We start from the raw sequence: 13,866 nt of genomic DNA on the forward strand, positions 1-13,866 counted from the left end.
GGGCGTCAGCTCCCCGCCGACCCCGCGTGCGTGCCGAGCACGTAGGTCTGGATGGCGATCACCGCGGCGCCCCGGCACCACTCCAGGTTGTCGCCGGGGGTCGCGATCAGGTCGAGCGTCTTGGCGCGCGGGTCGCGGTCGGCGGCGATGCCCTGATCGATGGCCTCGCGGGCGACCTCGACCAGGCGGACGCCCTCTCCGCCGAGGACGATGCGCTCGGGCATGGTGAGGTTGGCCACCGCCGCCAGCAGGCGGCCGAGGCCGCGGCCGGCGTCGTCGACGACCCGGCGCGCGGCCGGCTCGCCGGCGGCCGCCAGGGTGAGGGCCTCGTCGTAGCTCACGTCGCGCCCGAGCGCGGTGCCGACCTCGTGCACGATGGCCTCCTGGGTGAGCACGCTGCGGGCGCAGCCGCGGTGGCCGGCCGGGCAGAGCGGGCCGTACGGGTCGAGCGGCCAGTGGCCGATGAGCCCGATGCCGGCGTCGTCGTCGGCCACGATCCCATCGTGGATGACCAGGCCGTAGCCCACGCCGGCGCCGAGGGTGATCACGGCGAAGCGGTCCAGGCCGCGGCCGTAGCCGAACCAGTGCTCCGCCTCGGTGAAGGCGACGACGTCGTTCTCGATCACGGTGGAGATGCCGGTGCGCTGCTCGATCATCTCGACCAGGGGCACATCCTCCCATTCCAGGAACGCGGCGCTCGCGACGCGGGAGTTGTCGGCGATGCGGCCGCCGAGGCCGACGCCGAGGGCGGTCACCGGGGGCACGTCGCGGGAGAGCCGCTCGGCCAGCACGGCGATGGCGTCGGCGACGGTCCCGGGGTCGCGGGAGCCGAACTCGACCATGTCGGTGGCGATGACGTTCGCGCGCAGATCGGTGGTGACGCCCTGCACCCGGTCGGCCATCAGCTTCATGCCGACGAAGTGGCGCGAGCCGGACACGACGTCGAGGGGGCGGGAGGGGCGTCCCGTCCGGCCCTCGGTCAGCTCGCCCGTCTCGACCAGGAGCCCTGACTCGATGAGCGGGGCGCTCAGCCGGGTGAGCGACCCGGGGGAGAGGTCGAGCCGCCGGGCGATCTCGCTCCGGGACAGCGGCCCGTTGAGGAGGACTTCGAGCGCGACGGACCTCGATGCGCCGGTGTCCGGCGTCCACGTCGGTGCAGTGATCGTCACGCATCCCCCTCAGGTCTCGTGAACACACTTTTGCATATCGGGATTGTTTCGTCAATCAATCAACTCGGCCGAAAATCGGCTTTTGCGAGTCGTTGTTGACAGCGGGTTGTTTTTGTCATAGAAATAACTCCACACCGCGGGGCCCGCACCGAGCGCCCCCTTCCGACAGGAGAACTGCAATGAAGCGTTCCACCGCACTGGCCGCGACGGCGGCGCTCGCGGCATCCATCGCACTGGTCGCCAGTGGATGCTCCGCCTCGTCGTCCGGCTCCTCCGACGGCTCGTCCAGCCACCCGGTCACGCCGACCTTCTGGGGCTCCTACGGCAACGGCGGCAACTCGGCCCAGCAGGACGCGCTGAACAAGACCCTCATCCCCGCCTTCGAGAAGGCCAACCCGGGCATCACGATCAACTACGTCGACATCCCCTACGACAGCCTGCACCAGAAGCTGACCACCAGCGCCGCCGGCGGCACCCTCCCCGACCTGGTCCGTTCCGACATCGGCTGGGTGCCGCAGCTCGCCCAGCTCGGCGTCCTCACCCCGCTGTCCCAGTCGATGTCCGACTTCGGCACGCTCTCCAAGGCGGTCTACCCGGGGACATTGACCACGAACAAGTACAAGGGCAAGTACTACGGCCTGCCGCTGGACACCAACACCCGGGTGCTCATCACCTCGCAGAAGGCGCTCGACGCCGCGGGCATGAGCACGCCGCCGGCGACCTTCGACCAGGTCAAGCAGATGGCGGCCAAGCTCAAGGGCACCGGGGTCTCCGTCTTCGCCGACGGCGGCCTGGGCGGGTGGAACATCTTCCCGTGGATCTGGTCCAACGGCGGCGAGATCACCAACGCGAGCCTGACCAAGGCCAGCGGGTACCTCGACGGAGCCAAGTCGGTCGCAGCGGTCCAGTTCCTGGTCGACCTCTACAAGGAGGGCCAGATCCCGAACCTGATCACGGGCAACCAGGGCGCGACCTCCACGTCCGACGGCCTGCCGACCGGCAAGTACGCGACCATCCTCGACGGGCCGTGGATGAAGGCGATCTGGGCGGGACAGTACAAGGACTTCCAGCCGATCTACGCCCCGGTCCCCAAGGGCGACGGCGCGTCGACCAGCGTGGTCGGCGGCGAGGACATCGTGCTCACGGCCTCCTCGAAGAACCAGGCCGCGGCGGAGAAGTTCATCCGCTTCACCCAGTCCGAGAAGTTCCAGATCGAGATGGCCAAGACCGGTCAGATGACCGTGGTCCCGGCCTTCGCCTCCAAGCAGGCCGCGATCGACCCGTACTTCACCACCTTCGCCGACCAGCTCAAGACGGCGAAGTCGCGGCTCGCCATCCCGCAGGGCGACAAGGTCGACGGCATCCTGAGCGCGGCGCTGACACCGGCCTTCTCCGGGACGACGAGCGTCAAGGACGCGCTGACCACGGCGGCCCAGCAGATCGACCCGCTGCTGACCGGAAAGTGATCCCGTGAGCACCACGACGGAACGGACCGCGCGCGCGGTGGGGACCGACCCCACCGCGCCGCGGCGCTCGCCAGCGGGACAGGGGCGCCCGCAGCGGGGACGGCGGCGGACGCTCGGCGCCGGCGCGACGCCCTACCTCTTCATCGCCCCCGGCTTCATCCTCTTCGCGGTGCTGATCCTGCTGCCGATCTTCCAGGCGGTGCAGATGAGCTTCTTCGACTGGAAGATCATCCCCGGCGCGGTCAGCCAGTTCCTCGGCCTGGACAACTACGTCCGGGCGTTCCAGGACCCGCACTTCTGGCTGAGCCTCACCAACAGCGGCATCTACATGCTCTTCACCGTGCCGCCGCAGATCGTGCTCGGACTCGTCATCGCCGTCCTCCTGAAGCGCAGGAGCCCGACGCAGCCGGTGTTCCGCGTCCTGTTCTATCTGCCGGTCGTCACGAGCTGGGTGGTCGTCTCCCTGCTGTTCAAGTTCCTCTTCGCGGACGGCGGCCTCGTCAACTTCACGCTGCACGACTTCCTGCACCTGATGAGCTCGGACGTGTCCTGGCTCTCCGGCCGCTGGACCGCGCTCGTCGCGATCTGCGCGCTCGGCGTCTGGAAGGGCGTCGGCTGGTCGATGATGATCTTCCTCGCCGCGCTGCAGGGCGTGCCGCAGTCGCTGGAGGAGGCCGCGACGATGGACGGCGCGGGCCGCTGGCAGCGTTTCCGCGTCGTCACCCTCCCGGCGATCTGGCCCTCGGTGGTCTTCGTCCTGGTGATGCTCGTGATCGGCGGCTTCAACGTCTTCACCTCGGTGCTCGTGATGACCGCCGGAGGTCCGGGCGGCCAGACCGATGTCGTCCTCACCTACATGTACGACCAGGCGTTCGCGAACCTCGACTTCGGCTACGGCTCGGCGCTCGCCGTGATCCTCGCCGTCATCGTCTTCGTGCTCGCCGTCATCCAGCTGCGCGTCTTCCGCGACCGCGGAGAGGAGCTCTCATGACCGCCGTCCCAAACGGCCGGAGCGTCGGCCGGAGCATCGGCCCGCGCATCGCCCGGCCCCGGTTGCGGACGCAGCGGAGGCTGGGCGCCGGTGTCCGGATCGCCGCGCTCGTCGTCGGAGCGGCCGTCATGGTGACGCCGTTCCTCTACATGCTGTCCACCAGCTTCAAGAGCCAGGCGTACGTGCTCACCGTTCCGCCGCAGTTCATCCCGAACCCGGCGACCACCGAGAACTACACGCAGGCGCTGACCACGCAGGACTTCGGGCTGTACTTCCTGAACTCGACCATCGTCGCGGTCATCTCCACCGCGCTGTCCGTGCTGATCAGCTCGATGATGGCCTACGGGTTCGCGCGCTACCGGTTCGCCGGCCGCGAGACGATGTTCCGCATCCTGCTGATCGGCCTGGTCGTGCCCGCGATGATGCTGATCATCCCGCAGTTCATCATCGCCAAGTTCTTCGGGCTCATCGACTCGCTCGGCGGCCTGGTCGTGTTCTACGTCGCGGGCTCGCTCGCGCTCAACACGTTCCTGCTGCGGGGCTTCTTCGCCTCCATCCCCGCCGAGCTCGACCAGGCGATGCAGGTCGACGGGGCGAACGCCTGGACCCGGTACTGGCGGCTCGCGCTGCCGCTGGCCAAGCCGGCGCTCGCGACGGCGACGATCTTCACGTTCCTGTCCTGCTGGGACGAGTTCGCCTGGGCGCTGACGATCATCAACACTCCGCAGAACCGCACCCTCCCGATCGCGATCGCACTGTTCCAGGGGCAGAACGCCACGCAGTGGGGCTCGTCTTCGCGGCGTCGGTGATCGCGGTCGTCCCGGTCATCGTGGTGTTCCTCGTCTTCCAGCGCTACTTCGTGCAGGGACTGACCTCCGGGGCGGTGAAGGGATGAGCGAGCTGCTGCCCGAGCGCGCCTGGTTCGGCGCGGGCGACGAGGTCCGGGTCGAGGTGCGCGGCGTCGCCGGGGCCGGAGAGCTCACGCTCTGGCGCCTCGGCGAGCAGCTGGGCGCCTGGGCGACGGACGGCCCGGGATTCGTCTCGCTCGGCACTCCGGCGGCCGGCTGCTACGGCGTCGAGTGGACGGACGGGACCGTCCTCCTCCGCACCGCCGTCCAGGTCGCCGGAGCCGGCACGACGCGCCTGCGGTACGGCTTCACCGTCGACTACACGCCCGGTCGCGACCCGCGAGGACTGGCCGACACCGTGCGCCGCCTCCACCTCACCGACGTGCAGTTCTACGACTGGGCGTACCGGCACGCCGACCTGCTGGGTGGCGGGGAGGACTACGACGACGCGCTGGGCCAGCCGGTGTCGCTGGCGACGGTGCGGCGGCTGGCCGACGGCGTCCGCGCGGCCGGGGCGCGCGCCCTCGGGTACGCGGCCGTGTACGCGGTCGGTCCGCGCGAGTGGGACGGCTGGAAGCAGTGGGCCCTCCTCGACGCGGCCGGGGAGCCGTATGCGCTGGGCGACTTCCTCTTCATCGTGGACCCGGCCGCCGTGCCGTGGCTGTCGCACTTCCGTGACGAGCTCGCGGCCGCCGTCGAGGCGGTCGGCTTCGACGGGTTCCACCTCGACCAGTACGGCTACCCGAAGCACGCACGACGCGCGGACGGCCGCACGGTGGACGTCGCCCGGTCGTTCGACACGATGATCGGCGGGGTGCGGGACGCGCTCCCCGACGCCCACCTGGTCTTCAACAACGTCAACGACTTCCCGACCTGGACGACGGCGGCGAGCCCGCAGGACGCCGTCTATATCGAGGTGTGGGACCCGCACCTGACGCTCGGCTCGCTCGCGTCCGTCGTCACCCGGGCTCGCGCGGCCGGCGGGGACAAGCCCGTCGCGATCGCGGCGTACCAGCACGTCTACGACTCGGCGCCCGCCGTCGCAGCCGACCGGGCCACCGCCTTCACGATGGCGACGCTGTTCTCGCACGGGGCCACCCAGCTCCTGGCGGGGAGGCCGACCGCATCCTGGTGGACCCGTACTACGTGCGGAACCACGTGGTCGAGGACTCCACGGCCGGGCTGCTCCGGCGCTGGTACGACTTCATGGTCGAGCACGACGAGCTGTTGTTCGATCCCGCGATCGCGGACGTCACCGGCTCCTACGCCGGGCGGTACAACGACGACCTCGACGTCACGTACGCGAAGGCGGAGGTCACCGGCGAGCCCGTGGCCGGCGCGGTCTGGCGCCGCGTGGTGCAGACCGGGCGCGGCCTGGTCGTCCACCTCATCAACCTGGCCGGTCAGCCCGACACGCTCTGGGACGCGCCCAAGGAGGCCGTCGGCGACATCGGTCCGGGGACGCTGCGCCTGCGCGCGGTCGCCGGCTCGACCCCGCGCGTCCGCGTAGCGGACCCGGACGGTACGCCCCGGCTGGTCGACCTCCCCGTCCACGTGGAGGGGACGCACGCGACGGTCGTCCTGCCGCCTCCTGGCGCGTGGCAGGTCGTCCTCGTCGAACTCGAACCGGATGGAGCACCATGACCGACCTGACCACGAACCCCGCCGCGCGCGCCGGTGCGCCGGCGGCCGACGACCAGTGGTGGCGTTCCGCCGTCGTCTACCAGATCTATCCGCGCAGCTTCGCGGACAGCGACGGCGACGGCGTCGGCGACCTGCGCGGGATCATCCAGCACCTCGATCACCTGCAGGAGCTCGGCGTGGACGTCGTCTGGCTGTCGCCGGTCTACGCGTCCCCGCAGGACGACAACGGCTACGACATCAGCGACTACCGGGCGATCGACCCGGCGTACGGGACCCTGGAGGACTTCGACGAGCTGCTGGCGGACCTCCACGCGCGCGGCATGAAGCTGGTGATGGACCTGGTGGTCAACCACACCTCCGACGAGCACCCGTGGTTCGTGGAGTCCGCGTCGTCCGTCGACAACCCGAAGCGCGACTGGTACTGGTGGCGGAAACCGAAGGCCGGCTTCGCGGCGGGCGCTCCGGGCGCGGAGCCGAACAACTGGGGCTCCTTCTTCTCGGGGCCCGCCTGGCACCACGACGAGGCGTCGGGGGAGTACTACCTGCACCTGTTCTCGCGCAAGCAGCCCGACCTCAACTGGGAGAACCCGGAGGTGCGGGAGGCCGTCTACGAGATGATGAACTGGTGGCTCGACCGCGGAGTCGACGGCTTCCGGATGGACGTCATCAACCTGATCTCGAAGGTGCCGGAACTCCCGGACGGCGAGGTGCCGCCGGGCGCCGTTCACGGCGACGGGTTCCCGTTCTACGCGCAGGGGCCGCGCATCCACGAGTTCCTGCAGGAGATGCACGAGCGGGTGTTCGCCGGACGCACCGGCGACTACCTCACCGTGGGCGAGATGCCGGGGGTGACGATCGAGCACGCCCGGCTGTTCACCGATCCGGCCCGGCGCGAGGTCGACATGGTGTTCCAGTTCGAGCACGTCGGGCTGGACCACGGGGCCGGCGGCAAGTTCGACCCGGGCGCGGCCTCGCCGCGGGACCTGAAATCATCGCTCGGCCGCTGGCAGGAGGGCCTCGCGGAGACCGGCTGGAACAGCCTGTACTGGAACAACCACGACCAGCCCCGGGTCGTCAGCCGGTTCGGCGACGACCGGCCGGAGCACCGCGTCGCCTCCGCGAAGGCGCTCGCGACGGTGCTGCACCTGATGCGCGGAACGCCCTACGTCTACCAGGGCGAGGAGCTGGGCATGACGAACATGCCGTTCGCATCCATCGACGACTTCCGCGACATCGAGTCGCTCAACCACTTCGCCGTGGCGGTCGCGGCGCAGGGCCAGGCGCCGGAGGCCGTGCTCGCCGCGCTACGCGTGATGAGCAGGGACAACGCGCGCACGCCCGTCCAGTGGTCGGACGGCCCGGCGGCCGGGTTCACCTCCGGGACGCCGTGGATCGCGGTCAACCCGAACGCCGCGCAGATCAACGCCGAGGCGCAGCGCGAGGATCCGCAGTCGGTCTTCGCGCACTACCGCGCACTCATCGCACTGCGCCACAGCGAGCGGGCGGTCTCGCACGGCAGCTTCGAGCTTCTGCTGCCGGAGCATCCGACCGTGTTCGCCTACACGCGGACGCTCGGCGACCGGCAGCTGCTCGTGATCGCGAACCTGTCCGGCGAGCGGGCGGAGTACGACCTCCCGGACGTCGGCGGCTGGCGGGAGGCGGAGCCGGTGCTCGGCAACCTCGACGGGCGGCTGCCGCGGGTGGACGGGCGCTGCGAGCCGTGGGAGGCGCAGGTGTTCCTCCGGGAGGTCGCGGGCTGACTCGTGTCCGCCCGCGACCTGCGCCGGCGTGTCCGTGGCGAGCGCGGTGCGCACCGGGCGAGCGCGGCTCTGGGATTGCGCTCAGATCGTCGCGGAGCGCTCCTCGCGCAGCGCCCGCACCATGCTCTGCAGGCTCGCGAACGCAGCGGACTGCTCCGCCGGCGTCATCCCGGCCAGCATCCTGACCTCCACCGATCGCACCGCCGCGCTCGCCGCCGCCAGGCTGCGCCGGCCGCGCGCGGTGAGCCGTGCGGGCAGGATCTTGCCGACCGGCGCCTCCGCGGGGCGGCTGACGAAGCCGTCGCGCTCCAGCGCCTGGAGGAGCACGTTCATCGTCTGCCGGGTCACGAACGCGCCGCGGGCCAGTTCGGAGTTCGACAGGCCGGGGCGCTGGGCCAGCAGTTCGAGACAGGAGTAGTGGGTCACCGTCATCCCGAGCGGGCGGAGGACCTCCTCCATCGCCGCGCGGAGGGCGCTGGAGGCCTCCTTCAGCAGGTAGCCGAGGGAGGTCTCGAGGTGGATTCCGTCGTCAGGGACGCTCATGTCAGTAGTCTGACATAGGCTCAGTCATGTCAGAAAACTGACACACGAGAGGAGTTCCACCATGTCCGCCATCGGCCCCGATTTCATCTCCCTCCAGGTGCGCGACCTCGACGCCTCCCAGGCGTTCTACGAGCGCTACCTCGGCCTCGTCCGCTCACCCGCAGGCCCTCCGCACGCCGTCGTCTTCATGACCGAGCCGATCGCCTTCGCGCTCCGCGACCTGGTCGCGGGCACCGACCTCGGCTCCGTCGCCCAGCCCGGTCTCGGCGTCGCGCTCTGGCTCCGGGCGACGGCCGTCCAGGCGATCCACGACGCGCTGGCCGCCGACGGGCGCACCATCGTGTCCGCCCCGATCGACGGCCCGTTCGGCCGGACCTTCACCTTCGCCGACCCGGATGGCTACCACGTCACCCTCCACGACCGGGCCTGAGGGCCCGAGGCTGAGAACGGGCGTCGCAGTGACGGCGCCTGCGCGGGGAGGGCGTGGGTGGGACTGGATGCCGACGTGACGTGACCTGGCGGACGGCCCGCCGCCCATCGGTGGCTCAACTGATACTTTTGAGGCTAGCGTGGGAGACATGAGTTCTTCCCCCGCGGAGACTGAGAGGTACGGGTTGCGGTGAAAGTGAGTATTGCGCCAGAGGCGGTCGTTCAGGGCGCCTCCAAACTGTCTGCGGTGCGAGAGGTGCTTCCCACGGGTTCGTTACCGCCCGTGGAGGGAGCAGGGGACCACGCCGTCGATAAGGGGCGGCAGTCCCTGGAGGCCTGGTGGAAGGTCGTCTGCCAGGGAACAGTGGATGACGCCGCCGCTCTGCACACGCTGGTGATGTCGGCGACGGAAGCGCAGATCCAGAGGGATCGGAAAGCCGCCGCCGATTTCGCGAACACGGCGGGCCAGGCGGCCGCCTCCACGGAGCGGTAGCCGTGGAGGAGTTCACAGAGGAAGACCCGGGTCTGGGTGATCCGGCGGCGCTGGACGAGCTGATCTGGCAACTCAGGCGTGATCAGACGGCCCTCGAGAAGGCCCACGCCGCCATCCAGACATCCGCTGCCACGATCCGCGAGCACTGGAAAGGCAAGGCGGGGGATGCGGCAGCGGCGACCCACGACGTTCTGATGGCCCGCATCAAAGCCACGCATGCGGAGTTGGACCGGGCGGTCTCCGCCTGCGGGGCGTACCAGCTGGCTCACGACGAGGTGAAAGAATCCGCGGCCCCGTGGGTGACCCAGTTGGCGGAGGCGCGCAGAACTCTGGGCCTGCCGACCACCACGATCGCGGGCCCGCGCGGTGAGCTGGGAGTGGAGGAGTTCATCTCCTCGGCGATGCGGAACAGGGCCGCCGCGATCGAGGAGGAGGCGGAGGCTCTCTCCCACCTCGCGGCTCTCCACGAGGCGCGAATCGACGCCCAGTCGAGGTTCCGGAAATCCATCGCGGAGATCACCGAGAAGAAGCGCGGCCCAGGCATCACGGCCGGCATCTTCGGCGACCCGACCCCGAAGGGTACGCGCCGCCGCATGCAGGGCCCGAACGAAAAGGACATGCGTGCGATCCGGGACCGCATCGACCGGGCCAACGCGACCGTGTGGACGATGGTCGACGCGTGGATCAGCGGGAAGGGAAAGCGGACTTTCACGTTCGACGAAAATCACCCGTTCACGCAGGTGTTCACGCAGAGCGCGAGCGTCGCGCGCGCGGAGGCCGATATTCAAGGAAAGATATTGGAGGGCGAATCCAACCTTGAGCGGAAGGGTCGGTACGACGCACGCGGCGAAGACCTGCCGCGCGATCTCAATACGATCGTGAATGCGGGGTTCGAGGGGAACCTTCCCGAAGCGTTTATCGGCTCCTTCGACTACACCTACGAAGTGACCAAGCTGAACGACGACGGTACCGCCGTCGTCACCATCAAGGCGACCAACGTGACAACACCGGAGTCCGCGACCCGCATCCCGTCGACGGAGACGTGGCCGTTCGGCCCCTACCATGTGCCGCCCTACGACAAGATGAAACACCTTCAGGAGACAAAGGGTCAGTTCCAGCCGATTACCCAGGAGATCACGTGGACGCAGACGCTCAGGACCCGGTGATGGTCTCGCGCACGGGGCCGGCGCGGTGGTTGCTGTGGGTGCCATGGGTGCTCCCGGGGTTGATTGTGGCGTTTGTCGGTTATGTGGTGGGTATGTCCTTCTGGATGCAGCGTCCGGTGCAGTTCGAAGAGCGGGACCTGTACGGGACGTGGGTGAGCGAAGGCCGGATGGTGACGCAACTCGACTTCAGAGCGGACGGGCTGGTGACCATATCCGGTGACCCGTTCCCCTTTGACTCGAGGGTGCCCAATTGTCCGTCGGTCGGCGAGTACCCTTGGGAATTCTTCCCCGGTGACGATCCGAGCGTGTCGGTCGGTGCGACCTGCGGCCAACTCATTTATGCAGAGAACGGTATGTTCACGACCGTTCTCGCCCTCTACGCCGGTGACCCGGATCAGCCGGAGTCGCGAATAAAGTTCACCCGCACGAGTACTGCGCCGCCGACCTCGGCGGCTGAATGACGCAGGAGATCACGTGGACGCTCAAGACGCGGTGAAGGTCTCGCGCGGCGGGCCGGGGCGGTGGGTGCGGTGGGGGCGGTGGGCGCCGTGGGTGAGCTCGGGGCTGATTGTGGCGTTCGTCGGTTATGTGGTGGGTGTGTCCTTCTGGTCGCAGCGGCCGGTGCAGTTCGAAGAGCGTGACCTGTACGGGACGTGGGTGAGCGACGGCGCGCAGGTGACGCGACTCGACTTCAGGGCGGACGGGCTGGTGACCATCTCCGGTGGCCCGCTTCCTTATCTCCCGAGGTTGGCCGATTGCCCGTCGGCGGTCGGTGAGTACAGGTGGTCCTTCTCCCGAGGTTACGATCCGAGCGTGTCAATCACTAGTGGGACCTGCGCCCGAAGCATCGGCGCAAAGAACGGTATGTTCACGACCTACCTAGTCCTCACTACCGGTGACCCGGATGATCCGGAGTCGCGAATAAGGTTCACCCGCACGAGTACTGCGCCGCCGACCTCGCTTGGCCGACACTGATACGGGTTTCCCGCGCTTGACTTCAAGCGCTTGAGGTCTGTTCTGATGGGGACATGACCAGTTTGAGCATCCAGGACGTGTCCCGGCAGAGCGGTCTCAGCGAGCCCACCCTGCGGTACTACGAGGAGGTCGGCCTCCTCGGCCCGATCGCCCGCGACGGCAGCAGCGGTCACCGGCGCTACAGCGAGGGCGACCTCGACACGGCGCAGGTGCTCGCCTGCCTGCGGGCGATGGGCGTCGGGATCGAGGACATGCGCACCTACCAGGCCAACCGGCTGCGCGGGCACGACGCCGCGGGCGAGCAGCGCGACATCCTGCTGCGGCACGCCGTGCGGGTGGAGGAGCAGATCGTGACGCTGCGCACCCACCTCGACTACCTGCGGGCGAAGGCCGCGCTGTGGGACGCCCGCGCGCGTGCCGACATCGCGGGCGAAGCCGAGGCGCAGCTCGAACTGGAGACCATCCTTCCCCGACTCGAGGAGACCTTCCGATGAACGACACCCCCACCACGCCCGCGACTCTCGTCACCGGAGGCAACGGCTACCTCGCCACACGCCTCATCGCCGACCTCCTCGACTCCGGGACTGCGGTGCGCGCGACCGTCCGGTCCCTCGACCGGTCCGAGGAGGTCCGCGCGGCGGTGCGGCGCGCGGGCGCGGACGATGCCGGGCTGACCTTCGCGGCGGCCTCGCTCACCGACGACGACGGCTGGGAGGCCGCGCTCGCCGGGATCGAGGACGTCTACCACGTAGCCTCCCCGATGATCCAGACGGCCGACCCGGCCGAGGTGGTCGTCCCGGCGCGCGACGGCTCCCTGCGGGTGCTGCGCGCGGCTCGCTCCGCCGGGGCCAGACGAGTGGTGCTCACCTCGTCGTTCGCGGCGGTCGGGTACTCGCCGAAGCCGGTCCGCGACTACGACGAGTCCGACTGGACCGATCCGGAGACGCCCGGCCTGCCGGCCTACCCGCTGTCGAAGGCGGTCGCCGAGCGCGCGGCGTGGGACTTCATCGAGCGGGAGGGCGGCGACACCGAGCTGGTCGTGGTCAACCCGACCTGGGTCGCCGGCCCGACCCTGACCGCCGCCGCGCGATCCTCCCTCCAGCTGTTCGCGGGGATGCTCAGCGGCGCGATGACGGCGGTCCCGCGCCAGCGCTTCGGCATCGCGGATGTGCGCGACGTGGCGACGGCCCACATCGCCGCGATGACGACGCCGGAGGCCGCGGGCAAGCGCTACCTGGTGCTCGCGGACGGCCCGACGATGACATTCCTCGACGTGGCGAACGTCCTGCGCGCCGAGCTCGGCGACCGGGCGCGCCTGGTGCCGACGGCGGAGCTGCCGGGCGACGAGCCCGCGCCGCTCGTCATCCACAACGACCGTGCGAAGGCCGAGCTCGGGCTGCGGCCGCGGCCCGCGGTGGAGACGATCGTGGCGACGGCGGAGAGCCTGGAGGAGTTGGGGATGTTGCGTGCAGCGGAGGAGATCAACGGCGACACGCCGGCCTGAAGCAGCCTCCGAAGGAGGGCGCCGGGCGTGTCCGGCCGGATCTCCTCCGGTCGCGACGGGCGGCGCCGAAGGCGCCGCCCCTCGAACCGTGCTCGACCGCACGATCAGCTCCGGCTCCAGCAACTCCTGCCTCACGGTCGTCCCCTCACCGACGAGGATGTCGACCAGGATCTCGGCGATACGGTCCTTGGGCTGGCGGATCGAGGTGATCCCGAAGCCGGACTCCCCGGCCACCGGCGAGTCGTCGAAACCGGTGACCGCCACGCCCGTGCCCACCGGTATGCCGAGCTCGCGGGCGGCGAGGACGACAGCCAGCGCGTGCTGGTCCGTCGCGCTCACGATCGCGGTCGGCGCGTCGTCGGAGGTCAGCAGGGTGCGCGCTGCGACCAGCGTGTCGGTGAACTCGGGTCCGGTCTCCACCAGCCGGCCCGGCGCGAGGGAGGACTCCAGCCCGCGCTCGGTGCACGCGCCGATGTACCCGAGCCGCCGGTAGCGGGTCGTGATCAGCTCGTCGGGGTAGCCGAGGTAGGCCAGCTCGGTGTGGCCGAGCGACGTCACATGGTCGACGGCGAGGACGATGCCCTTCTCGGCGTCGGTGTCGACCCAGTTCCAGGTGGCGGTGTCGTCCTGCGGGTCGCCGCCGTACGCGACGAACGGGATGCCGCGTTCGGCGAGCGCGGGGAGCCGGGGGTCGCCGATGGAGATGTTGGGCACGATGAAGCCCGCCGCCATCTGACCGTAGTAGAGGTCCTCGCAGGCCTCGATCTCCTGCGACCGCGCCGAGATGAGGGTCAGATTGCGGCCGTGACGCTCGGAGGTCGCGGCCAGGTCGTGGAGGAACTGGTCCATGTAGGCGTCGGCCGCGAAGCGGTGCGGAC

General features: G+C 69.8%; 12 protein-coding genes and 2 pseudogenes. 11 read left to right on the top strand and 3 right to left on the bottom strand.

The window, feature by feature from the left end; all coding sequences use genetic code 11:
* Positions 1–5: 5 nt before the first annotated feature.
* On the bottom strand, positions 6–1,169 hold the full coding sequence (locus ACQ86L_RS16825) for an ROK family protein (protein WP_434316436.1): 1,164 nt from the start codon (positions 1,167–1,169) through the stop codon (positions 6–8).
* Between the two features lie 179 nt (positions 1,170–1,348).
* On the opposite strand from ACQ86L_RS16825, the gene ACQ86L_RS16830 reads away from it, so the two are divergent.
* The 5 genes and pseudogenes from ACQ86L_RS16830 (at position 1,349) to ACQ86L_RS16850 (ending at position 7,878) form a co-directional block, all read left to right on the top strand.
* Positions 1,349–2,635, top strand: coding sequence for an extracellular solute-binding protein (locus tag ACQ86L_RS16830; protein ID WP_434316437.1), 1,287 nt, complete (start codon positions 1,349–1,351; stop codon positions 2,633–2,635).
* A 4-nt stretch (positions 2,636–2,639) separates the two neighbouring features.
* Positions 2,640–3,626, top strand: coding sequence for a carbohydrate ABC transporter permease (locus ACQ86L_RS16835; RefSeq protein WP_434316438.1), 987 nt, complete (start codon positions 2,640–2,642; stop codon positions 3,624–3,626).
* Positions 3,623–4,435 (top strand): carbohydrate ABC transporter permease, encoded by an 813-nt coding sequence (locus tag ACQ86L_RS16840; protein WP_434316439.1) that lies wholly within the window; start codon positions 3,623–3,625, stop codon positions 4,433–4,435. Before ACQ86L_RS16835 ends, ACQ86L_RS16840 begins: the two co-directional genes overlap by 4 nt.
* Before the next feature lie 82 nt (positions 4,436–4,517).
* Positions 4,518–6,118 (top strand): annotated as a pseudogene (locus ACQ86L_RS16845) (glycoside hydrolase family 66 protein).
* A complete protein-coding gene (locus tag ACQ86L_RS16850; RefSeq protein WP_434316440.1) occupies positions 6,115–7,878 on the top strand; it encodes a glycoside hydrolase family 13 protein in 1,764 nt (587 codons plus the stop codon). The pseudogene ACQ86L_RS16845 and the gene ACQ86L_RS16850 overlap by 4 nt, the downstream one beginning before the upstream one ends.
* An 81-nt stretch (positions 7,879–7,959) precedes the next feature.
* Here ACQ86L_RS16850 and ACQ86L_RS16855 read toward each other — a convergent pair whose 3' ends face one another.
* Positions 7,960–8,421, bottom strand: a complete 462-nt coding sequence (locus tag ACQ86L_RS16855; protein ID WP_434316441.1) for a MarR family winged helix-turn-helix transcriptional regulator — start codon at positions 8,419–8,421, stop codon at positions 7,960–7,962.
* A 61-nt stretch (positions 8,422–8,482) separates the two neighbouring features.
* Here ACQ86L_RS16855 and ACQ86L_RS16860 point away from each other — a divergent pair, with 61 nt between their 5' ends.
* The 6 genes from ACQ86L_RS16860 to ACQ86L_RS16885 all read left to right on the top strand — a co-directional run bounded on the left by ACQ86L_RS16860 (position 8,483) and on the right by ACQ86L_RS16885 (position 12,988).
* Positions 8,483–8,851 (top strand): VOC family protein, encoded by a 369-nt coding sequence (locus ACQ86L_RS16860; RefSeq protein ID WP_434316442.1) that lies wholly within the window; start codon positions 8,483–8,485, stop codon positions 8,849–8,851.
* Positions 8,852–9,133: 282 nt separating this feature from the next.
* Positions 9,134–9,343: a hypothetical protein gene (locus ACQ86L_RS16865; protein ID WP_434316443.1), complete on the top strand. Its 210-nt coding sequence runs from the start codon at positions 9,134–9,136 to the stop codon at positions 9,341–9,343.
* A 2-nt stretch (positions 9,344–9,345) separates the two neighbouring features.
* Entirely contained in the window at positions 9,346–10,509 is a 1,164-nt protein-coding gene (locus ACQ86L_RS16870) for a hypothetical protein (RefSeq protein WP_434316444.1), read from the top strand.
* Positions 10,482–10,970, top strand: coding sequence for a hypothetical protein (locus ACQ86L_RS16875; protein WP_434316445.1), 489 nt, complete (start codon positions 10,482–10,484; stop codon positions 10,968–10,970). Before ACQ86L_RS16870 ends, ACQ86L_RS16875 begins: the two co-directional genes overlap by 28 nt.
* A gap of 567 nt (positions 10,971–11,537) precedes the next feature.
* Positions 11,538–11,978 (top strand): MerR family transcriptional regulator, encoded by a 441-nt coding sequence (locus ACQ86L_RS16880; RefSeq protein WP_434316446.1) that lies wholly within the window; start codon positions 11,538–11,540, stop codon positions 11,976–11,978.
* Complete coding sequence (locus ACQ86L_RS16885; RefSeq protein ID WP_434316447.1) at positions 11,975–12,988, top strand: NAD-dependent epimerase/dehydratase family protein; 1,014 nt, start codon at positions 11,975–11,977, stop codon at positions 12,986–12,988. Before ACQ86L_RS16880 ends, ACQ86L_RS16885 begins: the two co-directional genes overlap by 4 nt.
* Positions 12,989–13,135: 147 nt before the next feature.
* Here the strand turns inward: ACQ86L_RS16885 and ACQ86L_RS16890 are convergent.
* Positions 13,136–13,837, bottom strand: a pseudogene (locus ACQ86L_RS16890) (substrate-binding domain-containing protein); the annotation flags it as partial.
* Positions 13,838–13,866 lie beyond the last annotated feature (29 nt).

The organism is Leifsonia sp. P73 (genome assembly GCF_051059105.1).
Taxonomy (GTDB): domain Bacteria; phylum Actinomycetota; class Actinomycetes; order Actinomycetales; family Microbacteriaceae; genus Leifsonia.

Bases quoted from the DNA above. Each gene is read 5' to 3' on its own strand.
- ACQ86L_RS16830 (WP_434316437.1), top strand. From the start codon at position 1,349: ATGAAGCGTTCCACCGCACTGGCCGCGACGGCGGCGCTCGCGGCATCC.
- ACQ86L_RS16840 (WP_434316439.1), top strand. From the start codon at position 3,623: ATGACCGCCGTCCCAAACGGCCGGAGCGTCGGCCGGAGCATCGGCCCG.
- ACQ86L_RS16850 (WP_434316440.1), top strand. From the start codon at position 6,115: ATGACCGACCTGACCACGAACCCCGCCGCGCGCGCCGGTGCGCCGGCG.
- ACQ86L_RS16855 (WP_434316441.1), bottom strand. From the start codon at position 8,421: ATGAGCGTCCCTGACGACGGAATCCACCTCGAGACCTCCCTCGGCTAC.
- ACQ86L_RS16860 (WP_434316442.1), top strand. From the start codon at position 8,483: ATGTCCGCCATCGGCCCCGATTTCATCTCCCTCCAGGTGCGCGACCTC.
- ACQ86L_RS16880 (WP_434316446.1), top strand. From the start codon at position 11,538: ATGACCAGTTTGAGCATCCAGGACGTGTCCCGGCAGAGCGGTCTCAGC.
- ACQ86L_RS16885 (WP_434316447.1), top strand. From the start codon at position 11,975: ATGAACGACACCCCCACCACGCCCGCGACTCTCGTCACCGGAGGCAAC.